This is a genomic window from Nesterenkonia sp. K-15-9-6 (genome assembly GCF_052656005.1).
In genome coordinates this window covers 86007-111319 of record NZ_JBQYEY010000007.1, presented here as the reverse complement: position 1 = coordinate 111319, position 25313 = coordinate 86007, and the positions used below count along the sequence as shown (strand labels likewise).

23 protein-coding genes are annotated in these 25313 nt (G+C 69.3%); 16 read left to right on the top strand and 7 right to left on the bottom strand.

The genetic code is table 11. The features are described 5' to 3' along the window. The first annotated feature begins 12 nt into the window (after nt 1-12). The 7 genes from SD455_RS06540 (at nt 13) to SD455_RS06510 (ending at nt 7068) form a co-directional block, all read left to right on the top strand. The gene (locus tag SD455_RS06540) at nt 13-516 is read left to right on the top strand and encodes a hypothetical protein (RefSeq protein WP_445507591.1); all 504 of its coding nucleotides are present in this window, start codon (nt 13-15) and stop codon (nt 514-516) included. Nucleotides 517-553: 37 nt separating this feature from the next. Further along, entirely contained in the window at nt 554-1987 is a 1434-nt protein-coding gene (locus SD455_RS06535) for an aldehyde dehydrogenase family protein (protein ID WP_445507590.1), read from the top strand. A gap of 204 nt (nt 1988-2191) precedes the next feature. After that, complete coding sequence (locus SD455_RS06530; RefSeq protein ID WP_311025754.1) at nt 2192-3556, top strand: MFS transporter; 1365 nt, start codon at nt 2192-2194, stop codon at nt 3554-3556. A 108-nt stretch (nt 3557-3664) separates the two neighbouring features. After that, complete coding sequence (locus SD455_RS06525; protein ID WP_445507589.1) at nt 3665-4771, top strand: ABC transporter substrate-binding protein; 1107 nt, start codon at nt 3665-3667, stop codon at nt 4769-4771. A 154-nt stretch (nt 4772-4925) separates the two neighbouring features. Beyond that, nucleotides 4926-5870, top strand: a complete 945-nt coding sequence (locus SD455_RS06520) for an ABC transporter permease (protein WP_344682547.1) — start codon at nt 4926-4928, stop codon at nt 5868-5870. Between the two features lies 1 nt (nt 5871). Then, nucleotides 5872-6663, top strand: coding sequence for an ABC transporter ATP-binding protein (locus SD455_RS06515; RefSeq protein ID WP_344682545.1), 792 nt, complete (start codon nt 5872-5874; stop codon nt 6661-6663). 114 nt (nt 6664-6777) lie between these two features. Next, the gene (locus SD455_RS06510; RefSeq protein WP_311025758.1) at nt 6778-7068 is read left to right on the top strand and encodes a hypothetical protein; all 291 of its coding nucleotides are present in this window, start codon (nt 6778-6780) and stop codon (nt 7066-7068) included. 69 nt (nt 7069-7137) lie between these two features. On the opposite strand, the gene SD455_RS06505 is transcribed toward SD455_RS06510, so the two are convergent. Then, a complete protein-coding gene (locus tag SD455_RS06505; RefSeq protein WP_445507588.1) occupies nt 7138-8013 on the bottom strand; it encodes a transporter substrate-binding domain-containing protein in 876 nt (291 codons plus the stop codon). Between the two features lie 37 nt (nt 8014-8050). Next, nucleotides 8051-9367, bottom strand: coding sequence for a short-chain fatty acid transporter (locus SD455_RS06500; RefSeq protein WP_445507607.1), 1317 nt, complete (start codon nt 9365-9367; stop codon nt 8051-8053). A 319-nt stretch (nt 9368-9686) separates the two neighbouring features. On the opposite strand from SD455_RS06500, the gene SD455_RS06495 reads away from it, so the two are divergent. From SD455_RS06495 to SD455_RS06480, 4 genes are all read left to right on the top strand, one after another. Further along, nucleotides 9687-10889 carry a thiolase family protein gene (locus SD455_RS06495; RefSeq protein ID WP_311025761.1) on the top strand — a complete coding sequence of 401 codons (1203 nt, stop codon included), beginning with the start codon at nt 9687-9689 and terminating at the stop codon, nt 10887-10889. A gap of 2 nt (nt 10890-10891) precedes the next feature. Beyond that, on the top strand, nt 10892-11746 hold the full coding sequence (locus SD455_RS06490) for an enoyl-CoA hydratase/isomerase family protein (RefSeq protein WP_445507587.1): 855 nt from the start codon (nt 10892-10894) through the stop codon (nt 11744-11746). Then, the gene (locus SD455_RS06485; RefSeq protein WP_445507586.1) at nt 11743-12636 is read left to right on the top strand and encodes a 3-hydroxyacyl-CoA dehydrogenase family protein; all 894 of its coding nucleotides are present in this window, start codon (nt 11743-11745) and stop codon (nt 12634-12636) included. Before SD455_RS06490 ends, SD455_RS06485 begins: the two co-directional genes overlap by 4 nt. 88 nt (nt 12637-12724) lie before the next feature. Then, nucleotides 12725-13468: a Pr6Pr family membrane protein gene (locus SD455_RS06480; protein ID WP_344682531.1), complete on the top strand. Its 744-nt coding sequence runs from the start codon at nt 12725-12727 to the stop codon at nt 13466-13468. 326 nt (nt 13469-13794) lie between these two features. On the opposite strand, the gene SD455_RS06475 is transcribed toward SD455_RS06480, so the two are convergent. The 3 genes from SD455_RS06475 to pdhA are packed head-to-tail and all read right to left on the bottom strand — an operon-like array spanning nt 13795 to nt 17703. Further along, a complete protein-coding gene (locus tag SD455_RS06475; protein ID WP_445507585.1) occupies nt 13795-15282 on the bottom strand; it encodes a dihydrolipoamide acetyltransferase family protein in 1488 nt (495 codons plus the stop codon). A 1-nt stretch (nt 15283) separates the two neighbouring features. Beyond that, nucleotides 15284-16375 (bottom strand): alpha-ketoacid dehydrogenase subunit beta, encoded by a 1092-nt coding sequence (locus SD455_RS06470; protein ID WP_445507584.1) that lies wholly within the window; start codon nt 16373-16375, stop codon nt 15284-15286. A gap of 2 nt (nt 16376-16377) precedes the next feature. Next, a complete protein-coding gene (pdhA, locus tag SD455_RS06465; protein WP_445507583.1) occupies nt 16378-17703 on the bottom strand; it encodes a pyruvate dehydrogenase (acetyl-transferring) E1 component subunit alpha in 1326 nt (441 codons plus the stop codon). A gap of 199 nt (nt 17704-17902) precedes the next feature. Between pdhA and SD455_RS06460 the strand changes: the two genes are divergently transcribed. The 4 genes from SD455_RS06460 (at nt 17903) to SD455_RS06445 (ending at nt 22709) form a co-directional block, all read left to right on the top strand. Then, nucleotides 17903-18397, top strand: a complete 495-nt coding sequence (locus SD455_RS06460; RefSeq protein WP_311025768.1) for an Lrp/AsnC family transcriptional regulator — start codon at nt 17903-17905, stop codon at nt 18395-18397. Between the two features lie 125 nt (nt 18398-18522). Then, entirely contained in the window at nt 18523-20640 is a 2118-nt protein-coding gene (paaZ, locus tag SD455_RS06455) for a phenylacetic acid degradation bifunctional protein PaaZ (protein WP_445507582.1), read from the top strand. A 210-nt stretch (nt 20641-20850) separates the two neighbouring features. Beyond that, entirely contained in the window at nt 20851-22377 is a 1527-nt protein-coding gene (locus tag SD455_RS06450) for an OmpA family protein (protein ID WP_445507581.1), read from the top strand. Further along, nucleotides 22374-22709 (top strand): hypothetical protein, encoded by a 336-nt coding sequence (locus SD455_RS06445; RefSeq protein WP_445507580.1) that lies wholly within the window; start codon nt 22374-22376, stop codon nt 22707-22709. The genes SD455_RS06450 and SD455_RS06445 overlap by 4 nt, the downstream gene beginning before the upstream one ends. Before the next feature lie 63 nt (nt 22710-22772). Here the strand turns inward: SD455_RS06445 and SD455_RS06440 are convergent, their stop codons facing one another. Further along, a complete protein-coding gene (locus SD455_RS06440; protein WP_445507579.1) occupies nt 22773-23969 on the bottom strand; it encodes an imine reductase family protein in 1197 nt (398 codons plus the stop codon). A gap of 83 nt (nt 23970-24052) precedes the next feature. Between SD455_RS06440 and SD455_RS06435 the strand changes: the two genes are divergently transcribed. Next, on the top strand, nt 24053-24433 hold the full coding sequence (locus SD455_RS06435; protein ID WP_445507578.1) for a winged helix-turn-helix transcriptional regulator: 381 nt from the start codon (nt 24053-24055) through the stop codon (nt 24431-24433). 33 nt (nt 24434-24466) lie between these two features. On the opposite strand, the gene SD455_RS06430 is transcribed toward SD455_RS06435, so the two are convergent. Then, on the bottom strand, nt 24467-25237 hold the full coding sequence (locus tag SD455_RS06430; protein WP_445507577.1) for an enoyl-CoA hydratase/isomerase family protein: 771 nt from the start codon (nt 25235-25237) through the stop codon (nt 24467-24469). Nucleotides 25238-25313 lie beyond the last annotated feature (76 nt).

Here is a 25313-nt window from a genome sequence, read left to right as displayed (position 1 = left end):
GAGGTGACGCCCATGGCGCCCGTCGTCCTGCGTCGTGCCGCGGCGACCTGTGCGGCGCTCTCCGGCGTGGTGCACCTGGTCCTGCTGGGCCATGGAGGACTGCTGATGGGTCTCGTCATGGCTGCCATGGCCGTGGTGTGCCTGCCGTGCGCGGGCCACCTCTGGCGGGGCGAGTCCCTGCGCGCCTGGACGATGATCGCCGTCATGAATGCCGGGATGCTGATCCTGCATCTCGGTCTGATGAGGTCGAACGGCGCTGAGACGGGGAGCCCCGGAGAACTCGAGGCGGACGTGTCCCACCACGGCGGCGGCGTCGGGCCGGCCGAGCTGCACGAGCCGCTCATGCATCTCGCCCTCGGGTTCGCGACGGCGGAACTCCTGCTGGTGCTGGCGGCCATGTGCTGGCATCTGGGCTTGCGGCGAGAGACTCGGACCGGGGAGACGGCGCGCTCCCGTCATAGAAGGCTGCAGGGGAAGACAACACCTTCCCGGCAGCCGTCGCGCACAGTGAAGTGAATGAAGCATTCCTGACGATGGAGGAGGAATCACAGCGATGACGACGCAGAACGTGCCCCAGAAGGTGTCCCTGCTGGAGCGGATCCAGCCGGCTGTTGGGGGGCGGGAGATCCTGGACCCGGCCACCGTGGAGGTGGTCGGTCGAGCCCCTGAGGCCACCATGGAGGACCTCGATGCCGCCGTGGCCCGGGCCCGAGCAGCTCAGCCCGGATGGGCCGCCCGCTCGGATGCTGACCGGGCAGAACGGCTCAATGCCGCTGCTGAAGCGATCGAGGCCCACGCCGAGGAACTGGCAGTGCTGCTCTCCCGTGAACAGGGCAAACCCCTCAATGGCCCCAACGCCCGGTTCGAGGTCGGAGCCTGTGTGGCCTGGCTGCGCGCCACCGCGTCCTTCCCAGTGGGCCCGGAAGTCATCGTCGATGACGAGTCCGGCCGGGCCGAGCTGCACCACCGCCCCCTGGGTGTGGTCGGCGCGATCGGGCCGTGGAACTGGCCGATGATGATCAGCATCTGGCAGATCGCTCCTTCCCTGCGGATGGGCAACACCGTGGTGATCAAACCCTCCGAATACACCCCGCTGTCGGTGCTGGGACTGGTCGAGGTGCTCAACACGGTGCTCGATCCTGATGTGCTCATCGCCGTGCCCGGGCGCGGAGACACCGGGGACCGACTCACTCGGCACCCTGACATCGCCAAGATCATGTTCACCGGCTCCACCCCCACGGGCAAGAAGATCATCGCCGCAGCCTCCGAGACCGTGAAGCGGCTGACCATGGAACTGGGCGGCAACGACGCCGGCATCGTCCTGGACGACGCTGACCCGACCGCGATCGCCGAAGACCTCTTCTGGGGGGCATTCATCAACACCGGGCAGACCTGCGCGGCCATGAAACGCCTCTATGTCCCCGATGCCCTCTATGACCAGGTCTGTGACGCTCTGGTGGCGATCGCCGGGCAGATGCCCATGGGAGTCGGGCTCGATGAGGCCAATGTGCTGGGCCCGGTGCAGAACCGTGCCCAGTGGGAGATCGTGGACCGGCTGGTCACCGCGGCCCAGGACTCCGGGGCCAGGATCCTCATCGGAGGAGACCCAGACCCCGAGGTCATCGCGGGGCGCGGTGGACATTTCTACCCGACCACCCTGGTGGCCGACATCGAGGAAGACAACCCTCTGGTGGTCGAGGAGCAGTTCGGGCCGGTGCTGCCGATCATCCGCTACACCGATCTGGAACAGGCCATCACCGCGGCCAATGCTCTGGAGGTCGGGCTGGGCTCCTCGGTCTGGTCCTCGGACCTGGACCGGGCCCGGGCGGTGGCGGCCCGGTTGGAGGCCGGTACCACCTGGATCAACAAGCATGGTGCGGTCGATCCTCGGATCCCCTTCGGTGGGGCCAAGGAATCCGGGTTCGGTCTTGAGTTCGGCACTCACGGGCTGCGTGAAGTCTCTCAGTCCCACGTCATCGCCTGGTAGACCCACCGTCATGTTGCCTCAGCGGCCCAGCACGGTCTGCATCTCGTCGTCAGCGGAGTCGACGTGCTGAGTCTGGGTGACTTTTTGAACTGACCAACCGTTCGGTCAATAAATCTGGTACATTCTGTCGCAGAGGTGAGCTGCATCACACGATCCGGCCCCTTTGCCGGCGGCCCGTCCGCATCGACCGCACCCGGAGAGCACATGAGCCAGACGATCTATCTCAGCACCGAAGGCCATGAGATGACCCGCGAGGAGAAGAAGGTCCTCGCCGGGACGCTCGTGGGCACCACCATCGAGTGGTACGACTTCTTCATCTACGCGCAGGCGGCAGGCTTCGTGCTCGCCGTGCTGTACTTCGAGCCTCTCGGCCAGGAGAACCAGGCGTTGGCGCAGATCGTCGCCTGGGCCTCCATCGGCATCTCCTTCCTCTTCCGACCCCTCGGCGCCATCCTGGCCGGCTGGCTGGGGGACAGGTTCGGACGCAAGATCGTCCTGGTCATCACGCTGATGGGCATGGGCGGAGCGACCGTGCTCATCGGCCTGCTGCCCACCTACGCCACCCTGGGCATCGCCGCGCCGATGATCCTGATCTTCCTGCGGATCCTGCAGGGACTCTCCGCCGGAGGCGAGTGGGGCGGTGCCGCGCTGCTGTCCGTGGAGCACGCCCCGCGCCACAAGCGCGGCCTCTTCGGCGCCTACCCGCAGATCGGCGTCCCGCTGGGCATGCTGCTGGCCACCGGGTTCATGTTCGGCCTCAACGCCGTCACCACCGAGGAGCAGTTCCTCGAATGGGGCTGGCGCGTGCCGTTCCTGTTCTCCTTCGTGCTGATCATCGTCGGCTACCTGATCCGGGTGAAGGTCGACGAGTCCCCGGTGTTCACCGAGATGAAGGAGCGGAAGAAGGAGTCCTCGGCCCCGCTGAAGGAGCTGGTGACCACTCATAAGAAGTACACCTTCCTGGCCGCGCTGATCTTCGCCGCCAACAACGCCGCCGGCTACCTGGTCATCGCCTTCTTCGCCGCCTACGGCGTCAGCCACCTGGGTATGGCTCGTACCGAGACGCTCATCGCCTCGCTCATCGGCGGTGTGGGCTGGTTCTGCTTCACCCTCTTCGGCGGCTGGGTCTCCGACCGCATCGGCCGGGTGCGCACCTTCCAGATCGGCTACGGCATCATCATCGTGTGGGCGGTGCCCATGTGGTTCCTGCTGGACACGGCCTCCCTGCCGCTGTTCGCCCTGGCGATCTTCGTGCTCACCGTGGGCCTCGGGCCCTCCTACGGCCCGCAGTCCGCCCTCTACGCCGAGATGTTCCCGGTGGCCATCCGCTTCTCCGGGGTCTCCATCGGCTATGCGCTCGGCTCGATCATCGGTGGAGCCTTCGCCGCCACGATCGCCCAGACCATCCTGGACACCACCGGGAAGTCCTGGCTGATCGGCGTCTATATCGCGGCCCTGGCCGTGATGTCCTTCCTGGCGGTCTCGGTGGTTCCGAAGCACCTGCAGGGCATCAACCTGACCGACGACAGCGACCGCGAAGAGCTCACCATCCTGAAGTCTTCGCGCTGACACGCCCGCCGAGGGCAGACAATCGGCGCCGACGTCGCGCATGATGTCAGTCATGGATCGCTCACCAGCGCTGATGACTGATCCGCACCACAGATGAGGAGAACCCCCATGCGACACCACAGCACCATTCTGAGGCTCTCGGCCGCCACGGCCGCCGCCGCTCTGCTGCTCACCGCCTGCGACGGCGGCGGCGAGGGAGAGGACGGCGGCGACGACGGCGACAGCTACTCCATCGGCATCACCCAGATCGTCGCCCATCCGTCCCTGGACGCCGCCCGCGAGGGCTTCAAGGCGGCCTTCGAGGACGCCGGGGTCGAGGTGGACTGGGACGAGCAGAACGCGCAGGGCGAGCAGGCCACTGCCTCCAACATCGCCGGCACCTTCGCCACCGCAGGCCATGACCTGGTCCACGCGATCGCCACCCCCACCGCCCAGGCGGCCGCCCAGTCCATCACCGACATCCCGATCGTCTTCTCCGCAGTGACCGAGCCGCAGGAGGCCGGCCTGGTGGACGACTGGGACGCCCCGGGCGGCAACGTCACCGGCGCCTCGGACATGAACCCGGTGGCCGATCAGTTGGAGCTGCTCCAGGAGATCGCCCCGGACGTCGAGTCCGTCGGCATCGTCTACTCCTCCGGCGAGGTCAACTCGGCCGTCCAGGTGGAGCTGGCGCACGAGGCCGCCGAGGAGCTGGGTCTGGAGATCCAGGAGGCCACCGTCTCGAACTCCGCGGAGGTCCAGCAGGGCGTGGAGTCGTTGAGTGTGGACGCGATCTACGTACCCACCGACAACGCCGTCGTCTCGGCTCTGGAGTCGGTGCTGCAGTACGCGCACCAGAACCAGATCCCCGTCATCGCGGCTGAGGGCGACTCGGTGCAGCGCGGGGCGCTGGCCACCTATGGCATCAACTACGAGAACCTGGGCCGCCAGGCCGGGGAGATGGCGCTGCGGATCCTCCAGGACGGCGAGGACCCGGCCGAGATGCCCGTGGAGACCGGTGAGGTCCTCGAGCTGGTCGTCAACCCGGAGGCCGCCGAGCAGATGGGCATCGAGCTCGACGACGAGCTGCTCGACCGGGCCGACGGCGTGGTCGGCGAGGACCTCGAGGAGCTGGACCCTGAGGACGACGAGGATGCCGACGAGGACTCCGACGAGGACGCCGACGAGGACTCGGACGAGGACGCTGAGGACGACGTCGACGAGGACGACGAGTGACCCTGACGCTGATCACGCACGCGTAGGATCACCCAGAGACAGAATCCAGGACGGGCATCGGCCTGGCCCACCAGGCCGAGCCGGTGCCCGTTCCCTGGGCGGACGTGGAGACGTCGTCGGGCGGAACCCGGCCGACGACGGCGGATGAGGACAGATGATCACAGCACTTGAGCTCGGGCTGATCTACGCGATCATGGCCCTGGGCGTCTACCTGACCTTCAGGATCCTGAACTTCCCGGACCTGACGGTGGACGGTTCGTTCACCTCGGGCGCGGCGACGGCGGCGATCCTGATCACCAACGGGGTGAACCCCTTCCTGGCGACGGCGGCGGCGTTCGTCGTCGGCTGCCTGGCCGGCCTGATCACCGGGCTGCTGCACACCAAGGGCAACATCAACGGCCTGCTGGCCGGCATCCTGACGATGATCGGGCTGTATTCGATCAACCTGCGCATCATGGGCGGGGCCAATGTGCCACTGCTGGGGCAGGACACCATGATCAGCGCGCTGCGCTCCGTGGCCGGGGTCGGCTGGACCTCCGTGCTGGTGCTCGCCGCGGTGGCGGTGATCTTCAAGCTCGTCATGGACTGGTACCTCCACACGGACAACGGTCTGGCCCTGCAGGCCACCGGTGACAACGAGCAGATGATCCGCTCCTTCGCGGTCTCCACCGACCGGCAGAAGATCACCGGGCTGATGCTCTCCAACGGGCTGGTCGGCATCTCCGGCGCCGTGGTGGCCCAGCATCAGGGCTTCGCCGACATCGGCATGGGCATCGGTCTGATCCTGGTGGGCCTGGCCTCGGTGATCGTCGGTCAGGCCATCTTCGGCACCCGCACCGTCTTCCAGGCCACCCTGGCGGTCGTCCTCGGCGCAGTGATCTACCGCCTGGCCATCCAGCTGGCCCTCAACGTGGGGCTGAACCCGAACGACATGAAGCTGATGTCCGCGGTGCTGGTGGTGGCCGCCCTGCTGCTGCCGCAGTGGAAGGGCTTCGCCAAGCTCACCCGCCGTCGCAAGGGGCGCTCAGCCCTGAGCGCCGCCGCCGAGGCCACGCTGACCTCCGACGCCGCTGCCGGCGCCGGCAAGAAGGGAGCCTGACATGTTGAGCATCACCTCCGTGTCCAAGACGTTCTTCCCCGGCACCGTCAACGAGCGTCGGGCCCTGGTGGACGTGGACCTCGAGATGGCCGAGGGCGACTTCGTCACCGTGATCGGCTCCAACGGCGCTGGAAAGTCCACCCTGCTGAACACCGTGGCCGGCCGGATCATCCAGGACGACGGCGTCGTCGCCCTCGACGGCAAGGACGTCAGCCGCCTCAAGGAGCACCAGCGCGCGGCGAAGGTGGGCCGGGTCTTCCAGGACCCCATGGCCGGCACCGCCCCGAACCTCACCATCGAGGAGAACCTCTCCCTGGCCGACCGTCGCGGCAAGATGCGCGGCCTGGCCCGGGGCGTGACCAAGGCGAAGCGCGAGCGGTTCGCCGAGGCGCTGACCCAGCTGGAGCTGGGCCTGGAGAAGCGTCTCAAGACCAAGGTCGGGCTGCTCTCCGGCGGGCAGCGGCAGGCGCTGAGCCTGCTCATGGCCACCTACTCCGACCCCCGGGTGCTGCTGCTGGACGAGCACACCGCCGCCCTGGACCCGCAGCGGGCGGAGCTGGTCACCCGGCTCACCCGCTCCGTGGTGGAGGAGAAGGGGCTGACCACCCTGATGGTCACCCACAACATGGTCCAAGCCTTGGAGGTGGGCAACCGGCTGATCATGATGCACGAGGGTCGGATCATCCTCGACGTCGATGCTGAGCGGAAGTCTCAGATGACCCCGGAGGACCTGCTGGCCGAGTTCGGCAAGCTCAAGGGCGCCGTCGTCGACGACAAGACGATGCTGCAGTAGGCGCACTCCGTCACCGTTGAGCTGGTGCGTTTCCACCGGAATCAGGCGCTGTCGAGCGTCATTCGGGCGGGAACGCACCAGCTCAACGCGTTCTGAGGGAGTACCGTGGGGGTCATGACTGCTGACGCGCTGGTGCTCCTGTCCGCCACCCCGCTGGTTCCGGCCGGGTTTGAGGCCGTGGCCAGCGGAGCAGGGCTCCTGACGCTCGCCCTGCTCGTCTGGGCGCTGGTCGAGATCTTCCGCTGCCCTGGCCTGGCCCCCGGGTGGAAGCTGGTGCTGGGACTGCTGGCGTTCACGCTGCCGTTCTTCGGTCCGCTCATCGCGGTGGTCATGGCACGTTCGCACCGCCGGCGGGTGGAGTCCGGGGAGCTCGCGCTCACAGCGATGGCACCGCGGGGTCGATGAGCGCAGGCTCTGCCACCGCCAGCAGGTGAGCCGCCGCTCGGGGCGGTGTGCCAGGCCCACGGCCCGCTCTCACAGGTCGACGTCGTCGCCGAACCAGGGTTCCGTGATCTCCTCGTAGGTGCCGTCGTTCAGGGCCATGGTCAGCCACTGGTCCACATAGTGCTTCATCACGGTGTCGCCGCGCGGAAGCATATAGGCCTTCTCGAAGTAGTCGAAGGGCTCGTCCGGATTCACAGCGCAGAGCTCGTCATACTCGTGGGCGATCCACAGCACCTCGGAGCGGTCGGTGGTCATGACGTCGGCCTCGCCGTCGACGATCTGGTCGAAGATCGTCAGATTGTCATGGGTGACCAGGTCCCCGTCGGGGTAGTGCTCCTGGGCGAAGATCTCGTTGGTCCCGCCGCTGGGCATGATCGAGGTGACGTCAGGGTCGTTGATCTGCTCGATCGTGCGGTACTCGTCCACGTTCTCACAGCGCGTGATCGGGGTCTTGCCGTCCTCCATCAGCGGTGCGGAGAAGAACACCTGCTCGGACCGCGCCGTATTGATGGAGATGCCGCCCACGGCGATGTCGCATTCCGCCAGGTAGTCCTCCATGAGGTCGTCCCAACTGGTCTGCACCCAGTCGACCTCCACCTCGAGGTGCTCGGCGAGGTCTCGAGCCATGTCGACGTCGATGCCGGTGTACTCGCCGGTCTCCTCGTCGAGCTCGGTGAAGGGTGGGTAGTCGCCGGTGGTGCACACCGCCAGCGAGCCGGCGTCGAGGACCTCGTCCAGCCGGGAGGAGTCCTCGAGGGACTGCGGGGCGGCCTGCTCGGTGCTCTGGTCGGCACCGTGCTCGGCGTCGGCTTCGGAAGCCGGTGAGCAGGCGGTGAGCAGCGCGACGGCGGCGCCGGCGGCCAGCAGGGCGGTGGTGGACGTCAGAGTGCTGGAATGGGCTGTCATAGGACCTTCCGAGTCGAGTTCAGGGTGGTGGGGGAGCTCAGGACACGATCAGCAGCGTCGCGGCGAAGACGAGTCCGGAGGCGATGAGCACGATCGTGGTGTAGCCGAGGATGTCGCGCATCTTCAGCCCGGCGATGGCCAGCAGCGGCAGCGCCCAGAACGGCTGGATCATGTTCGTCCACTGGTCGCCGTAGGCCACCGCCATGATCGCCACTGCCGGATCGGTGCCCAGGGACTCGGCCGCCTCCAGCAGGATCGGTGCCTGCACGGCGATCTGCCCGCCGCCGGAGGGGACGAAGAAGTTCACGATGCCGGCGGAGAGGAATGCCCACAGCGCGAAGGTCTGGTCCGTGGAGATCGCCACGAACGCTTCGGAGAACACCTGCATCAGTCCGGTGCCGGCCATGATGCCCAGGATCCCGGCGTAGAGCGGGAACTGCAGCAGGATGTCGCCGACATTCGCGGCGGCCTCCTTGGTCAGCGCCAGCAGCTCGAAGGGGCTGCGCACCAGCAGCATGATCAGCGTCAGGAAGCTCCAGTTGACGATGTCCAGGGTCAGCCCGCCTCCGCCGGAGAAGTGGATGGCCAGGTAGCCGACCAGCATGAGCCCCACCAGCATCGTGGGAATGCGGCTGGCGTCCACGCGGTCGGCCGGAGTGACGACGGCGTCGTCGACCTCCGTGTCCTTCAGGCGCGCGTCCACTCCCAGCGGGACGACGTCGTGGGGATTGCGGGGCGCGATGAGCGTGAGCGCGCCGGCGACCACGAGGATCGTCACCGCGGCGGCGATCAGGTTCCAGCTGGAGAACACCGTCTCCGTGATGGACAGCGGCTCGCCGAGGACATCGGCCACGAAGGAGTCCGGCGTGGCGGCGGTCAGCGGTCCGGAGGCCGAGTACCCCATGTGCCACACCACGAAGCCGGAGAATCCGGCGGCCACCAGCATCGGGAAGTGCACCGGCATCTCCCGACGGCGGGCCTGCTCGGCGACCTCCCGGGCCATCAGACCGCCCACCACGAGTCCCAGCCCCCAGGTGATCAGCGAAGCCAGGGCGGCGATCAGGAACACGAACAGATAGGCCTGCATGGGGGTCCGCGGGACCTGGGCCAGCCGGCGCAGCAGGGCCCGGACCGGACGGGTGCTGGCCAGGATGTAGCCCAGGAACAGGATCAGCGCGATCTGCGTCATGAACTCCAGCAGGCCTGCCAGGCCCAGGCCCCATTCCTCGATCACCTGCACCGGGCCGGCGTCGGTGAGCAGCAGGGCGAGCACGGCGACGATGACCGTCAGCCCGATCGCGAAGACCAGGGCTGAGGGGATCAGCTTCTCGACCACGGTGTTCAGCGGTCGCATGACGGGGCCGAGCAGGGCTCCGCCTCCCGCGCTGGGCTTCTGGCCTGAGGGGGCAGCGTTCACGGCATCCTCCTTGATGGTGAGACTGAGGCGTCAGTGACAGGGAAGGGGTGATTCCTGAGTGACGTGGCTCACCTCACCCTAGTCAGTCGACCGCCTCGCCGGGCGAGCGACCCGCTGGGTGCGGCGCAGGCGACCTCCTGGTGATTGACCTCACAGCCCGGGCGTGGAAGAGTGTTCAGGTGAACGATCGGTCAGTAATTCCGGTCCGGCGACCTGCCGCCGCCCTGCAGCCCTCACCGACAGTCGGAGGAACCCCGTGACCACCCCCGCCTTCCTCGTCTCCGGGACACGCACGCCCGTCGGCCGCTACGGCGGCGCGCTGTCCTCCGTCCGGCCCGACGACCTCGCCGCCCTGGTGGTGCGCACCGTCGTCGAGGACGCCGGCATCGACCCCGCCGCCGTGGATGAGGTCATCCTCGGCAACGCCAACGGCGCGGGCGAGGAGAACCGCAATGTGGCCCGCATGGCCTGGCTGCTGGCCGGGTTCCCCGAGACCGTCCCGGGCATCACCGTCAACCGGCTGTGCGCCTCCGGGATGAGCGCCATCGCTCAGGCGCACCACATGATCGCCGCCGGTGCCGCGGACCTCGTCGTCGCCGGGGGAGTGGAATCCATGTCGCGGGCCCCCTGGGTGATGGCCAAACCCACCCGCGGCTTCGGCAAGCCCGGGGAGATCGTCGACACCTCCATCGGCTGGCGCTTCGTGAACCCGACGTTCCTCACCATCGACAAACGGACCTACTCCATGCCGGAGACCGCCGAGGAGGTCGCCCGCGTCGAAGGCGTCACCCGGGAGGAGGCCGACGCCTTCGCGGTGGAGTCCCAGCGTCGGGCGGCCGCCGCCGTCGACGCCGGCCGGCTGGCCCGCGAGATCACTCCCGTGGAGGTCCCCGGGCGCAAAGGCGCGGTGACCGTCGTCGACACCGATGAAGGGCCCCGGCCCGGCACCAGCATGGAAGACCTGGCCGGTCTGCGACCGGTGGTGGGCGGCGGCGACGTGGTCACCGCCGGCAACTCCTCGTCCCTGAACGACGGAGCCTCCGCCGTCATCGTCGCCTCCGAAGCCGCCGTCGAACAGTACGGGCTCACCCCCCGGGCGCGGATCGCCGGCGGGGCCAACGCCGGCCTGGCCCCCGAGATCATGGGCATGGGGCCCGTGCCGGCCAGCACCAAGGCCCTCAAGCGTGCCGGCTGGGACATCGGCACGGTGGAGGCCGTGGAGCTCAACGAGGCCTTCGCCACCCAGTCCCTGGCCTGCATCCGACGCCTGGGCCTGGACCCCGCACTGGTCAACGCCGACGGCGGCGCGATCGCCCTGGGCCACCCGCTGGGCTCCTCCGGGGCGCGCATCGTGCTCACCCTGGCCCGCCGCATGGAGGACGAAGGCGCCCGCCGCGGCCTGGCCAGCATGTGTGTGGGAGTCGGTCAGGGGTCGGCGATGCTGCTGGAGGCGGTGTGACCATGACTGAGACCCCTGCGCCGCACTCCTCCGACCAGAACGGACCCCGGCTCGACGCCGCTGCCTTCACCACCCTCCGCGTCACCGAGACCGACGATCGTCTCCACGCCCAACTGGACCGACCCGAGGTCCGCAACGCCATCGACGCGACGATGGTCGACGAGCTTCACGCGCTGTGCGCCCACCTGGAGCATCACCCGAAGATCCTGATCCTCTCCGGCACCGACCCGGAGCCGCAGACCGGCCGACCGGGGGTCTTCGCCTCCGGAGCCGACATCGGCCAGCTGCGTGCACGCCGCCGCGACGACGCCCTGCGCGGCGTCAACTCCACGGTCTTCGACCGGATCGCCAAGCTGCCCATGCCGGTCATCGCCGCCCTCGACGGCTACGCCCTCGGCGGCGGGGCCGAGCTCGCCTGGGCCGCCGACTTCCGACTCGGCACCCGTGAGCTGAGGATCGGCCAGCCGGAGACCGGACTGGGCATCATCCCCGCCGCCGGGGCACTGTGGCGGCTGCGCGAGCTCGCCGGGGAAGCGATGGCCAAGGAGATCCTGCTGGCCGGGCGCATCCTCGACGCCGACGAGGCTCTGGCCCACGGGCTCCTCAACGCCGTCCACCCGGCGGAGGAGCTGTCCGAGGCCGCCCATGCGCTCGCCGATCGCATCGCGAGGCAGGACCCTCTGGCGGTACGGATCTCCAAGCAGGTCTTCCACATGCCGCGGGAGGCCCACCCGCAGATCGACAACCTCGCCCAGGCGATCCTCTTCGAGTCCGAGGCGAAGTTCGACCGCATGCAGGCCTTCCTGGATCGGAAGCGACGCCAGGCCGCCGAGAAGAACACCGGAGACGACGCATGAGCACCCCCCAGACCGTTGAGCCCGCCCGAGGCGCCACCCTGCCCGCCATCGTCGGTGTCCTGGGGGGAGGGCGCATGGGCGGAGGCATCGCCCACGCCTTCCTCGTCTCGGGAGCCGAGGAGGTGGTCGTCGTCGACGTCTCCGCCGAAGCCGCGGAGGCTGCCCGAGGGCGCATCGAGGCCGACGTCGCCGCTTCCCTGGAACGCGGCAAGATCAGCGGTGAGCTGACCGACTGGACGGCGAAGCTCACCACCACCGACGACGTGACCGCCTTCGCCCGCTGCGGGCTGGTCATCGAGGCTGTGCCGGAGTACATGGCGCTGAAGACCTCCTCCCTGCGCCGGGCGGAGCAGCAGCTCTCCGCGGAGGCGTGGCTGGCCACCAACACCAGCTCGCTGTCCGTGACCGGACTGGCCGAGCACCTGCAGCGCCCCGAGCGGTTCTGCGGACTGCACTTCTTCAACCCTGTGCCGGCCTCCAAGCTCGTGGAGGTGGTGCTCGCCGAGACCACCGGCGAGGAGCTGACTCGCCGCAGCCCGCAGTGGGTACAGGCGCTGGGCAAGACGCCGGTGGTGGTGAACGACGCTCCGGGCTTCGCCTCCTCCCGGCTGGGGGTCGCGATCGGACTCGAAGCCATCCGGATGGTGGAGGAGGGCGTGGCGAGCCCGCAGGACATCGACAACGCCATGGTGCTGGGCTACAAGTTCCCGATCGGTCCCCTCGCGCTGACCGACATCGTGGGCCTGGACATACGGCTCGGGATCGCCGAGTACCTCGAGTCCCAGCTGGGGGAGCGCTTCGCCCCGCCGCAGCTGATGCGGGACATGGTGGCCCGTGGAGAGCTCGGGAGGAAGACCGGCAAGGGCTTCTACGACTACCCTCAGGACTGACCCGCCGGCCCTCCTGATCCGGATGTCCCTATCCGGCTATCCTGATCGGGCTGTCCTGATCGGGCTGTCCTGAAGCGGACTCCCTGAGGTGGCCGGCGACGAGCACACAGGAGGTGCCCTGAGCGCACGCCAGGACGCAGCGGAGCCGCGACCCTTCGGCCCTGGCCGGTGGGAGGAGTCGACGACGGCGCGGGGCCTGCACGCCGTCGTCGCGGCCCTGTGTGCCGTGGGCCTGGTGACCTCGGTGCACCTGGGGTGGACCACGGAGACCAGCCTGCCCGTCGGGGTCGGCTATCACGGAGGATTCGCCGCCGGGTGGGAGCACACCCTCAACCAGCCCGCCTACTTCACAGTGCTCTCCGGGTTCCTGGCCTGCCTGACCTCGGCGATGCTGGCGGTTCGGGTGCCTCGGACCTCCACGGTCTTCCATGCCCTGCGGCTCTGCGCGGTGGTGAGCGTGATCATCACCGGAGTGGTGTTCAACCTGCTCCTGCGGGGCCCGGACGTGCTCACCGGGGTGCGGTGGGTCAATGACACGGTGCTGCATGTCATCGTGCCGATCCTGGTGCCGGCCGTCTGGCTGCTGGTCGGGCCGCGAGGAGTCATCACCGGCAAGGTGGTGGCGCTGTCCCTGCTGGTGCCGTTGGGCTGGCTGGCCGTCACCCTCGGACGAGGGCCGCTGATCGACTGGTACCCCTATGACATCCTCGACGTCCCCGGGATGGGCTACGCCGGGGTCGGGGTGTACGTCGGCGCCATCCTGGGCGGGTATCTGCTGCTGGCGTGCCTGCTGTGGGCGGTGGATCGCCTGCTCGCGCGCGTGCCTGGGTGAGGTGCTGCGGCTCGGCTCGATGCGGTTCGCCTCGAGGAGTCATTCTCCCGCACATCAGGGAGGGCTGACGCGCGGCGGGGTCTATCGGTGGTTGCACCGGCCTGTGGCGTGAGGGAAAGTGACTCCTCGATGGAGACAGCGTCCAGGTGAAGGATTCTGACGAGACGGCCGGGACGCGGCCACCGCTGCGTGGAGTCACGCGGAGGTGGGCCGTGTCCCGGCCGTCGTGCAGGGTGCGAGTGATCCTGCGGGCGGTCCGAGGGACCGGCTCAGTGGGACCGGCTCAGTGGGACCGGCTCTGTGGGGTCCGGGCGGTGGGGAGCGGCTCAGAGATCTGCCAGGGCTGTGGTGGGGTCCTCTACGCAGCGTGCCACGAAGTCGAGGAACCCTCCGGCGGTGCCGCCGTCGCAGACCCGGTGGTCGAAGGCCAGGGTGAGCGTGGTGATGCTGCGCACCGTCAGCTCCCCGTCCACCGCCCAGGGGCGGTCCAGGATGCGTCCGATCCCCAGGATCGCGACCTCCGGGTGGTTGATGATCGGAGTGGCCCCGTCGGAGCCGAAGACCCCGTAGTTGTTCACCGTGAACGTGCCGCCGGTGAGCTCCTTGCCGGAGATGGAGCCGTCGCGGGCGGCCCCCACGAGTCGGCCGATCTCGCCGTGCAGCTCACGGGCGGAGAGTCGCTCGGCATGCCGGACCACCGGCACCACCAGTCCGGTGTCGGTCTGGGCGGCGAAGCCCAGGTTCACCCCGTCGAAGTGGACGATCTCCTGCTCACCGTCCTCCCGGGTGTCCACCCGGGTGGCCAGCTCCGGGTGGCGGGACAGCCCGGCCAGCACGAACCGGCCGATGAGTGCGAGCAGTGAGGGCGCGGAGGAGCCTTCGGCCTCCGCCTGACGCTTCAGGCGGGCCCGCAGCGCCAGCAGCTCGGTGGCGTCCACGTCCTGCCACACGGTGGCCTCCGGGATCTCCCGGCGGGAGCGGGAGAGCGTGGTGGCCACGGCCTTGCGGATGCCGGTCACAGCGACCCGCTCGCGGATCTCGAGCCCGCCGGGAGCCGGCAGGGACGGCGAAGTCGACACAGAGTCCGTCGACACCGGGCCAGCCGACGCCGGCGCCTGAGCAGTCTGCTGGTCCTGGGCGGGCGCCGCGCCGCGCGACTCCACGGCGGCCAGCACGTCGGCGCGGATGATCAGCCCGTCCGGGCCCGTGCCCGTCAGTCCGGTCAGCGGAACGGAATGCTCCCGCGCCAGTCGGCGGACCAGCGGAGAGGAGACCCGCGGTGCCTTCTGCGCGGGACGCTCCGCCACGGCGAGTGCACTCCCCGCGCGAGGGCCGGCGGGCGACTGGCTCGAGCCACCGGCGCGACGGCGACGACGGCGGGCGCCGGCTGAGGCGGAGGTGCCGTAGCCGATCAGCACGTTCCCAGAGCCTTCGTCGCCCGTGTCCTGAAGGGTCTCCTCCCCGCCGCCGTCGGCGGGGACCGCGGTCCCGGCCCGCTCCTCCTCGCGGTAGCTCAGCGCACCCGCGGAGGAGCCTGCGGCCGCGCTCGGCCCGGCGGCGTCGTCGAACCCGCCGCCGCCGTCGGTGTCCACGGTGATCAGCGGTTCGTCCACGATGAGCGTCTCGCCGACCGCGCCGTGCAGGCGCACCACGATTCCGGCGTAGGGGGAGGGGACTTCGATGGACGACTTCGCAGTCTCCACCTCGGCGATCGGCTGGTCGACCTCGATCATGTCGCCCTCGTCCACGAGCCAGCTCAGCAGGGTGGCCTCGGTCAGGCCTTCGCCCAGGTCGGGCAGGTCGAACGTGGTCATCTCAGTCCTCCCACTGCAACTCGTCGAGGGTATCCAGGATCCGGTCCACGCTGGGCAGGTGGTGCTCCTCGAGCTTCGGCGACGGATACGGGATGTCGAAACCGGTGACCCGCCGCACCGGGGAGGAGAGGGAGTGGAAGCAGCGCTCCTGGATGCGGGCCACGATCTCACCGGCCACCGAGACGAAACCCTGCGGCTCGGCGATCACCACGGCGCGGCCGGTCTTCTCCACGGTGGCGGTCAGCGCGTCGTCGTCGAAGGGCACGATGCTGCGCAGGTCCAGGACCTCGGCGGAGATGCCCTCCTCGGCGGCGGCCTGGGCTGCCTTCAGCGCCACGGAGACGGAGGGCCCGTAGCTGATCAGGGAGACGTCGGAGCCCTCGCGGACGACGACGGCGCGGCCCTCGGTGCCCACCCCGGCGTCCGCGGCGCCAGACTCATACCGGCGGCGCAGCGCGGCCAGGTCGACCTGCTCCTTGGTCCAGTAGAGCTTCTTCGGCTCGAAGAAGACCACGGGATCGGGGGAGTCGATGGCCTCCCGCAGCATGAGGTAGGCATCCGCCACGGTGGCCGGGGTGTAGACCTTCAGGCCGGGGGTGTGGGCGTAGTACGCCTCGGAGGAGTCGCAGTGGTGCTCCACGCCGCCGACTCCGCCGCCGTAGGGCACCCGGATCACCATCGGCAGGCGCACGTGGCCGCGAGTACGGTTGGCCAGCTTGGCGATGTGGCTGAAGATCTGCTCCAGCGCCGGGTATGCGAAGGCGTCGAACTGCATCTCGATCACCGGCTTCATGCCGTTGATCGCCATGCCAGTGGCCATGCCGGCGATCCCGGACTCGGCCAGCGGGGTGTCGAAGCAGCGGTTCTCGCCGAAGCGCTGGGTCAGCCCGTCGGTGATGCGGAAGACGCCGCCGAGGGTGCCCACGTCCTCGCCGAAGACGCAGACGGCGTCGTCGTGCTCCATGGCGTCGGACATCGCGGTGTTCAGCGCCGCGGCGAAGGTGGTGGCCTTCACTCCGGTGGGCGAGGTGTCGCCCGCGGCGGAGGCGGGGGAAGTCTCGGCGGTGCTGGTGGTCTCTGTGGTGGTGGCCATGGTCAGTCCTCCTGGCTGCGCTCGAGCTCGTCGGCCAGCTGGGCGCGCTGCTCGCGCAGCTGGGCGGTGGGGGCGGAGTAGACGTGATCGAAGATCTCCAGCGGGTCCATGGCCGGCTCGGTGGTCATCGCCTGGCGCAGGGAGGCGGCCACCTCCTCGGCCGTGGCGCTGATGCGGGACTCGACGGCGTCGTCGAGCACGCCCTTGCCGGAGAGGAACCGCTTCATCCGCAGCAGCGGATCGCGCTCCTTCCACAGCTCCACCTCATCCGCGTCCCGGTAGCGGGTGTCGTCGTCGGCGTTGGTGTGGGCCTGCATCCGGTAGGTGGTGGCTTCCAGCAGCAGCGGCATGGAATGCTCCCGGGCCAGGTCGACGGCGCGGCGGAGGGTGGCCAGCACGGCGACCATGTCGTTGCCGTCCACCTGTTCGCCCGCCATGCCGTAGCCGATGGCCTTGTGCGCCAGGGAGGGCGCGGCCGACTGGTGCGACAGCGGCACCGAGATCGCATACCCGTTGTTCTGCACGAAGAAGACCACCGGAACCTCGAAGACGGCGGCGAAGTTCAGCGCCTCGTGGAAGTCGCCCTCACTGGTGGCGCCGTCGCCGCACATGGCCAGCACCACGGTGTCCTCGCCGCGCAGCTTCGCGGCGTGGGCGACGCCGACCGCGTGCAGCAGCTGGGTGGTCAGCGGGGTGGAGAGTGCGGAGACCTGGTACTGGTGCGGGTCGTATCCGCAGTGCCAGTCGCCGCGGAAGGAGACCATGACCTCCAGCGGGTCGACGCCGCGGGTGATCACCGCGACCGTGTCCCGGTAGGTGGGGAACATCCAGTCGCCGTCGCCCAGGGCGAGAGCGGCGCCCACCTGGCAGGCCTCCTGCCCGTGGGAGGAGGGGTAGACGGCCAGGCGGCCCTGCCGGACCAGGGCGTAGTTCTGGTCGTTGATCCGGCGGCCGACCACCAGGGCCTCATAGGCTGCCAGCAGGGCCTCGTCCTCCGGCAGGGGGTACTCGTGGCCGGGGCTGGTGCCCTGCTGGTCCTCCGGGATCAGGGTGCCGTCGGGGGCCAGCATGCGGATCTGCTGGCCGGCCGGGAGCATGTACTGCTCCGGGGTGATCCCGAAGCGGCGGCTCGTCTCCCAGATATGGGTGGCCTGTTCGGCCTTCTCATGGCCCGGGACCTCCGGGGCGAAGCGCGGGTCCACGTCGGTGCGCGTGGACCCGGCTCCGGCTCGCGGTCCGTCGTCGGCGGCCTGGTCGGGCTGCTGCGCGTGCGGCGAGGCCTCCCCGGTGGGGGTGGTCTCGTCGGCTGGTGCTGTGCCGGGGGTCATGGCTGTCAGCCTCCTCGAAGGTGTCGCCGGCGCGGGGGTCGCGGCATCGGTGCATCACGGGTGATGCTTCGAGTGTGACCCAGCTCATGGCGAGGTCTCCAGCTCTGCCGGACATCCAAGACGTCGTCTCACTCGGCGGGCTGTCGGCTGGACGATCTGTCCTCGATGGCTGGTTCTGGCGGTGGTATCGTCCAGCGATATGAGCAGTCTGCCGGACACCACTTCGTCGAGCATGCGGCCGCTGGATGCCGTCGACCATCGCATCCTGGCTGCGCTGAGTGCGGATGCGCGGAAATCGGTCACCAGCATCGCCCAGGAGCTCCACCTGTCTCGGGCCAACGCCTATGAGCGCATCGCGCGGCTTCGTGAGGCCGGGGTGCTGCGTGGCTACACGGCGGTCATCGACCCTCGCGCCGCAGGCCTCGCGACGGCGGCCTATGTGTTCCTCACGCTCAAGCAGGATGACTGGGAGGTGCTGCGCTCGGCGCTCGCCGACGAGCCGGCGGTGCGGCACCTGGCCCTGGTGGGCGGGCAGTACGACGCCGTGCTGCTGGTCCGCACGCGCACGGTGGAGGAGCTGCGCCGGGTGATCTTCGAGCGGATCCAGTCACTGTCCTGTGTGCAGTCCACGCAGACCGCCTTGATCTTCGACGATCACGCCGAGCATCGGCATGCCGTGGCGCCGGAGGGCTGAGGCTCCGTCTCGGTGGATGGGGTCTCGGTCCGCATCGACTGCCCCTCGAAAAGTGGCCGCGATCACGTTAGTATGATCATGATTACCGACCGTTCGGTCAGTTACGCCGCCGTCGAGAGGACGCCATGACCGCCACAGCCCCCACCGCCGAGGCCGCCGTCGTCGACCTGCTGCCCAGCTACATCCAGGACTCCTGGTGGACGCCGGAGGACCCGCAGAAGGTCGCCGAGGTCCACGACGCCTCCACCGGAGAGCCGGTGTGCCGCATCTCCACCGACGGCCTCGACACCCGTGCCGCCGTCGAGCATGCCCGCAGCGTCGGGCAGGCCGGGCTGGGCGAGCTGACCATCCACCAGCGCGCGCTGCGCCTGAAGCACATCGCCGGCTACCTGGACGAGCACAAGGAGGAGCTCTACGCGCTCTCCGACCGCACCGGCGCCACGCGCCGTGATCATCTGATCGACGTCGACGGCGGCATCGGCACCCTGCGCGTGTTCTCCTCCAAGGGGCGCAAGGAGCTGCCGAACACCAACGTCATCATCGACGGCGACGTCGAGCAGCTCTCCCGGGACGGCTCCTTCCTCGGCGAGCACATCTACACCCGGCTCACCGGCGCCGCCGTGCAGATCAACGCCTTCAACTTCCCGGTGTGGGGCATGCTCGAGAAACTCGGGCCCAGCTTCATCGCCGGAGTGCCGACCATCGTCAAGCCTGCCAGCCAGACCGCCTACGTCACGCAGGCCTGCGTGCGGCTGATGCTGGAGTCCGGGCTGGTGCCCGACGGCGCGATCCAGCTGATCTCCGGCTCCGCCCGGGATCTGCTCGACCACCTGGACCATCGCGACCACGTGGCCTTCACCGGGTCGGCGGCCACGGCGCAGATGCTCCGCTCCCACCGCAACGTCCAGGAGGGCGGCGTCCGCTTCACCGCCGAGACCGACTCGCTCAATGCGGCCATCCTGGGCCCTGACGCCGGGCCGGGGACCCCCGAGTTCGACGCCTTCATCACGTCGGTGACCCTGGAGATGACCGCCAAGGCCGGGCAGAAGTGCACCGCCGTGCGGCGGACCATCGTGCCCAGCGAGCATGTGGACGCCGTGGTCGAGGCGCTGCGGAGCCGGCTGGAGTCTCGCGTGGTCCTCGGCGACCCGCGCGACGAGGCCACCACCGTCGGGGCACTGGCTTCGAAGGACCAGCAGGCCGAAGTGGGCCGTGCCGTGCAGACCCTGCTGAGCGCCGGGGGCACCCTCTGCCTGGGGGGACCCGAGGGCGACGTCGGCACCGCCGATGCCGAGGCCGGCGCGTTCTTCCCACCCACCGTGCTGTCCTTCGACGACGCCCGCACTCCCGAGGTGCACGCCGTGGAAGCCTTCGGGCCGGTCACCTCCGTGCTGGGCTATGCGGACGTCGACGACGCCGTCGAACTGGCGGCGCTGGGCGGCGGCTCCCTGGTGGCCACCGTCTGCACCCATGACCCGGAGACCGCAGCGGCCTTCGCTCGCGGCATCGGCTCCCACCACGGGCGCGTGCTGTTCCTGGACCGCGACGACGCCAAGACCTCCACCGGCCACGGCTCGCCCCTGCCGCACCTGGTCCACGGCGGACCCGGCCGCGCCGGCGGCGGCGAGGAGCTCGGCGGCGTGCGAGCGGTGAAGCACTACATGCAGCGCACCGCCGTCCAGGGTTCCCCGGACCTGCTCACCGGCGTCACCGGAGTGTGGCACCGGGGCGCCCGCGCCAACACCGCCACCCCGGCCACGGTGGCCAGCGGCGAGGCCGTCCACCCGTTCCGGAAGTCACTGGCCGAGCTGCGCATCGGCGACCAGTTCGCCTCTGGCCTGCGGACGGTCGACCTCGAGGACATCCTCGCCTTCGCCGAGTCCACCGGGGACACCTTCTACGCGCACACGGATGAGGAGGCGGCGACGGCCAACCCGTTCTTCCCGCGCCGGGTGGCTCACGGGTACCTGCTGGTCTCCTGGGCCGCCGGGCTGTTCGTGGAGCCGGCCCCGGGGCCGGTGCTGGCCAACACCGGCCTGGAGAACCTCTCCTTCCAGACACCGGTCACCTACGACGACTCGATCCGCGTGACGCTGACCGCCAAGCAGATCATCCCGCGCGAGACCGACGACTACGGCGAGGTCCGCTGGGACACGGTGCTGCACAACCAGCACGACGAGGTCGTCGCGACCTACGACGTCCTCACCCGGGTGGCGAAGGAGAAGAAGCCCGAGTGGGCGTGACTCTCTGAGCCGACGGTCCGCTGAGCCGTCGAGCCCATCCTCCTCACTCTGATGACGGGACCCCTCCCAGCTGGGAGGGGTCCCGTCATCTGGTCGGGGCGGCATGGGGCGCCTCGTCGGCGTCGCGGAGGAGCCTGCACCCCTTGACACCCCACCGGCTGTTTGCAATAGTGAACGCCACACTGGCGAACGTGGGCGGAAGGGGACGGCATGGCTGCGGCAGACGGTTCACGGACCTGGTCCGCCCCGACGGCGGTGACGGCGTTGGTGATGCTCCTCGCCTCCGGCTGCATCCCGCTGGGGGAGGCTGAGGGCCCCGCGGAGCCGGCGAGCACCCCCGACGTGCAGGAGGCCGCCGACGACGACGAGCCCGGTGACGAGTCCGGTGACGAGTCCGGTGACGAGTCCGGTGAGGACGACGACGGCGACGAGCCGGAGGAGTCGGAGGAGTCGGACGAGCCCGATCAGGACGTGCACGGGGAGGTGCTGATCGACCCTGACGCGCCGGATGGCTGGGGGGACGCCGGGACGGTCGTGACCACCGAGCTGTGGGACTTCGATCATGGCATGGAGGTCGAGGCCCAGGTCACCGTGCTGCCGCTGGTCCGCACCCCGTTCCAGGGGGAGGACTACCTGGCCGCGCGACTTGAGTTCGAACTGCTGAGTGACGAAGGCGCCCTGGATCTCTCGCATGTGCTGATGTCCCATACGGAGCAGCCCGCCGAGGTGAGGATCGTGGACCCTGTCACTCTGGAGATCCAGATGACGGCGGTCAGCTCCGACGGTGAGCAGCCTCTGGACTTCTACGGGCTCGACGAGGAATACATCCTGCCCGGCCAGCGGGCCAGCTGGATCGCCTACTTCGGCGACACGGGCTTCGACGAGACTGCCATGCTGCTGCCGTACTTCGGGCTGGTCGAAGACATCGAGGTGGTGGACCCTGAGGATCTCGAGGATGAGCTGCGTGAGGGCTATCACATGCTGGAGGATCTGGAGCACCCGCCGGAGCGGCTCGAGGCCCGCACCTACCCGGGGGACGTCTACCGGGAGCGTGACGGCGGAGACGTGACCATCCGCGACGACGACGGCCAGGCCACCTTGACGATGCCCTCCGACGTGCTCTTCGACGTCGACGAGCACGAGCTCGATGACGACGCCGACGCCGCACTGCAGGCCGCAGCCGAGGAGCTGGAGCGTCTCGACGGCGGAGAGCTGTTCATCATCGGGCACACCGATGACGTGCTCGACGAGGACTACAACCAGGCGCTCTCGGAACGGCGTGCGGGGTCGGTCCATGACCGGCTCGACGACCTCACCGACCTCTCCGGCTTCGACATCACCGTGGAGGGCCGGAACTTCCAGGAACCGGTGGCGGACAACGAGACCGAGGAGGGGCGGGCGCAGAACCGACGCGTGGAGCTGCGCTCGAGCTCCCGGACCTGGAGGACCTCAGCGACCTGGAGCAGATCGGCGAGCCGGCGGAGCCGCAGGGCCCGGTGGGTGCGGCTGACGACGTCTTGCAGGTCACCGCGGAGGACGGCCGATCCGCGGAGGTCGCCGTGGAGGAGCTCTATCAGGTGGACAGCCTGCTGGTGGGTCGTCTCTCGGTGGAGATCACCCAGAACGCGGACGGCCACGACAGCTCAGGCTCGTTGGCCTGGCCGTTCAGCTTCGGCCCCGGCGGCGAGCGGGATGACCTCGATGCGCTGGCCGACGGGGGACAGGCGGATGCGGTGACCCTGCTGATCGGTGACAGCCGGGTCTTCCCTCTGGAGATGAGCGGGAAGGGATTCGTCTCCGGAGTGGACGAGGACGGGGAGTTCATCATCGACGACCTCCCCTGGTATTCGCCCATGGCTGACCAGTACTTCGGCGGGGGCTACGGTGCGGCCGAAGGTGTCCGGGGAGTCGTCACCGTGGTCTGGCCCCTGGTCTCCAGCGAGGAGGTGACCATCGACATCCCGGTGGAGTCCGAGTGGGAGGATCGAGAGGGCTTCGACCCGTGGAGGTTCGAGGACGTCCGGGTCCAGGAGCACCGGCAGGACGACGACGCTGGCGACGAGGACTGAGGCCTGGGGGGGGGTCTCGGATGGACTGGTCCTGACGCCCTCCACAGTTGTCGGCGGGACGACTCAGATGCTCTGCGGCCGATCGACCACCCATCGCCATCCGCCCGCCGGCTGCCTGCTGGCCAGCTCGGATGTCACATTGTCCCGGGTTCTGGTGTTCACCAGGGCCACGTCGCCGTGGTGATACGTGGTGGCCGTGAAGTCAGCCTCGAAGGGGACGGAGGCCTCCATCAGGGTCTGGTACGTCGACCGGATGGCGGTGTGTCCGACGGCCTGTGTCCCGTCCGGCAGCTCCAGGACGGCATCGGGCTCATAGAGGTCCACCAGGCCATCCAGGTCCTGGGCGTTGTATCGCTCCACCAGCAGGAGGCCGAGCTGCTCAGGGGACGAGGCCGGGCCCTGGGCGCCCGTGGCGAGGTGCTCGACCAGGACAGAGATGTCCTGGGTGCCGTGACCGGCCGCCTGCGCTCCGCGCATCACCTCGCCCATGGGTCCGAGCAGATCCCTCACTCCGGCGTCTCGAGCCGTGGCGCGGATGGCGTCCATGGCAGGAACCTGCATGCCGAGGGAGGAGGTGACGCCTTCCTCGAACTGTCCGTCCTCCACGCGCTCGCCGAAGCTCGGCACGTAGGGGAGCATCGCCGTCATCCAGCCGTGGAGCAGCGGCGCGAACTGCGTCGGCGGCATGTGGGTTCGGGCGAGCGCATAGGCCTGCAGTCCGCCGGCGAAGATCCCGTACATGCTGCTCAGCAATGCTGCGTCGAGCAGTGAGGCGGCTCCTGCGTCGCTGCCGACCCACTGGATCTCCCCGAGCGGGGACAGCCGGTCGTACACCTCGTGGTCGAGCGACTCGGGCCCGCACAGCAGAATGCGGGCACCGGGGGTGCCGACGAGTTCGGGTGTGGCGAGGACCGCCCCGTCCAGGTAGGTCCCGCCCTGGCCCACGACCTGATCGGACAGTGCTCGCGACTCGGCCGGTGTGCCGTTGGTGAGGTTCACGATCGTCCGGCCGGCGAGGTCCGCCCCTATGAGAAGCTCCTCGACGACGGAGTTGTCGCTGACACACACCACGGTCATGTCGGCTGTACCTATCGCTGCGACGGCAGTGTCTGCGGCGTCTGCTCCCTGATCGACCAGGGGAGTGGCCCTGTGCTGCGTGCGGTTCCAGACGATGACGGGACGTTCAGCGCGGAGCATGACGGAGGCCAAGACGGTTCCCATGGCTCCCAAGCCCAGGATTGCGGTGCGAGAAGTGATCATGCGTCGATCCTCTGACCCCACCGCCACTGTGGCAAGTACCCACTTTGAAGTGGGGTACTTACCTCTTTGATAGTGTGCCGATCATGTCTGAGGATTCTGAGTTCAGCTGCGGCCTGGACGCTGCGGTGGCGGTGGTGGGCGGCAAATGGAAGCTCTTCATCATCTGGGAGCTTTCGGAGGGGGCGCGGCGCTTCGCTGAGGTGCGGCGTGGTTTGCCGGGCATCTCCGAGAAGGTGCTGACGAGCCAGCTCAGAGAACTTGAACGCGACGGCGTCGTCCATCGTGAGGTGTATCGCGAAGTTCCTCCGCGGGTCGAATACTCGCTGACGCCGATCGGCCGCACGCTCATCCTGGCGGCGGGTCCCCTCGGCGAGTGGGGCGAGCAGAACAAAGCTCAGATCGCCCGCTCTCGCTCCGCGGGGGGCGGAGGCGAGACGGCACTGACGTCGTCGGGGTCCGGCTGATCCTGACTCGGGGCGTCCCTGTCGCCCGTCGCGTCACTCGCCGCGGAAGGTGGGCGTCCGCTTCTGCTGGAAGGCCGCGAAGCCCTCGGCGTAGTCCGCGGAGTCGCAGAGCCGCCCCTGGGCCCGGTTCTCCTCCTCGAGGGACTCCCACAGCCCGATCCGCTCATCCCGCACCCGGGCTACCAGCGCCTTGGACTCGCGGAACGCCAGCGTCGCGCCGGAGGCCGCCCGGCGGGCCTTCTCGCGGGTGAAGTCCACCAGCTCCTCGGCCGGCAGTGCGCGGGAGAACAGCCCGGAGGCCACCGCCTCGGCTCCGGACATCAGGTCGCCGGTGTAGATCAGGTCCAGGGTGCGGTGCGCCCCCAGCCGCTCGGTGAACAGGGCGTGGCCGCCCGAGTCCAGGGTGGCGCCCAGCGCGGCGAACGGGGAACCGATCTTCGCGTCCTGGGCCACATAGACGACGTCGGTGGCGATGGCCAGCCCCAGCCCGACCCCCAGGCAGGGGCCTTGCACGGCGGCGAAGGTCGGCGCGGGGAAGTCCGCCATCCGGCGAAGCACCGGGGTGACCTTCTCCTGCAGATAGCCCAGGGCGTCGTCGGTGGCGGGGTCCACCCCGGAGATGTCCCGCCCGGCGCAGAACCCCTTGCCCTCGCCGCGCAGCAGCACCGCGCGCACTCCGGCCTCCTCGGCCTGCCGATAGGCGTCGTCCAGTGCCGACAAGGCCTCCTCGTCCAGGGAGTTCAGCTTCTTCGGGGCGTCCAGGACGATCTCGGCCAGGCCGTCGTCGAGGTGGGTGCGGATCACAGGGCGGCTCCTCAGCGGCACGTCAGTAGGCGGGGCGGGCGGGTCTGGGTGGGTCGGGGTCGGGCAGGTGGGTGGG

Excerpts from the sequence above, each read along its gene's own strand:
- SD455_RS06540 (WP_445507591.1), top strand. The coding sequence starts at position 13 with ATGGCGCCCGTCGTCCTGCGTCGTGCCGCGGCGACCTGTGCGGCGCTC.
- SD455_RS06535 (WP_445507590.1), top strand. The coding sequence starts at position 554 with ATGACGACGCAGAACGTGCCCCAGAAGGTGTCCCTGCTGGAGCGGATC.
- SD455_RS06530 (WP_311025754.1), top strand. The coding sequence starts at position 2,192 with ATGAGCCAGACGATCTATCTCAGCACCGAAGGCCATGAGATGACCCGC.
- SD455_RS06525 (WP_445507589.1), top strand. The coding sequence starts at position 3,665 with ATGCGACACCACAGCACCATTCTGAGGCTCTCGGCCGCCACGGCCGCC.
- SD455_RS06520 (WP_344682547.1), top strand. The coding sequence starts at position 4,926 with ATGATCACAGCACTTGAGCTCGGGCTGATCTACGCGATCATGGCCCTG.
- SD455_RS06515 (WP_344682545.1), top strand. The coding sequence starts at position 5,872 with ATGTTGAGCATCACCTCCGTGTCCAAGACGTTCTTCCCCGGCACCGTC.
- SD455_RS06510 (WP_311025758.1), top strand. The coding sequence starts at position 6,778 with ATGACTGCTGACGCGCTGGTGCTCCTGTCCGCCACCCCGCTGGTTCCG.
- SD455_RS06505 (WP_445507588.1), bottom strand. The coding sequence starts at position 8,013 with ATGACAGCCCATTCCAGCACTCTGACGTCCACCACCGCCCTGCTGGCC.
- SD455_RS06500 (WP_445507607.1), bottom strand. The coding sequence starts at position 9,367 with ATGCGACCGCTGAACACCGTGGTCGAGAAGCTGATCCCCTCAGCCCTG.
- SD455_RS06490 (WP_445507587.1), top strand. The coding sequence starts at position 10,892 with ATGACTGAGACCCCTGCGCCGCACTCCTCCGACCAGAACGGACCCCGG.
- SD455_RS06485 (WP_445507586.1), top strand. The coding sequence starts at position 11,743 with ATGAGCACCCCCCAGACCGTTGAGCCCGCCCGAGGCGCCACCCTGCCC.
- SD455_RS06475 (WP_445507585.1), bottom strand. The coding sequence starts at position 15,282 with ATGACCACGTTCGACCTGCCCGACCTGGGCGAAGGCCTGACCGAGGCC.
- SD455_RS06470 (WP_445507584.1), bottom strand. The coding sequence starts at position 16,375 with ATGGCCACCACCACAGAGACCACCAGCACCGCCGAGACTTCCCCCGCC.
- pdhA (WP_445507583.1), bottom strand. The coding sequence starts at position 17,703 with ATGACCCCCGGCACAGCACCAGCCGACGAGACCACCCCCACCGGGGAG.
- SD455_RS06460 (WP_311025768.1), top strand. The coding sequence starts at position 17,903 with ATGAGCAGTCTGCCGGACACCACTTCGTCGAGCATGCGGCCGCTGGAT.
- paaZ (WP_445507582.1), top strand. The coding sequence starts at position 18,523 with ATGACCGCCACAGCCCCCACCGCCGAGGCCGCCGTCGTCGACCTGCTG.
- SD455_RS06450 (WP_445507581.1), top strand. The coding sequence starts at position 20,851 with ATGGCTGCGGCAGACGGTTCACGGACCTGGTCCGCCCCGACGGCGGTG.
- SD455_RS06440 (WP_445507579.1), bottom strand. The coding sequence starts at position 23,969 with ATGATCACTTCTCGCACCGCAATCCTGGGCTTGGGAGCCATGGGAACC.
- SD455_RS06435 (WP_445507578.1), top strand. The coding sequence starts at position 24,053 with ATGTCTGAGGATTCTGAGTTCAGCTGCGGCCTGGACGCTGCGGTGGCG.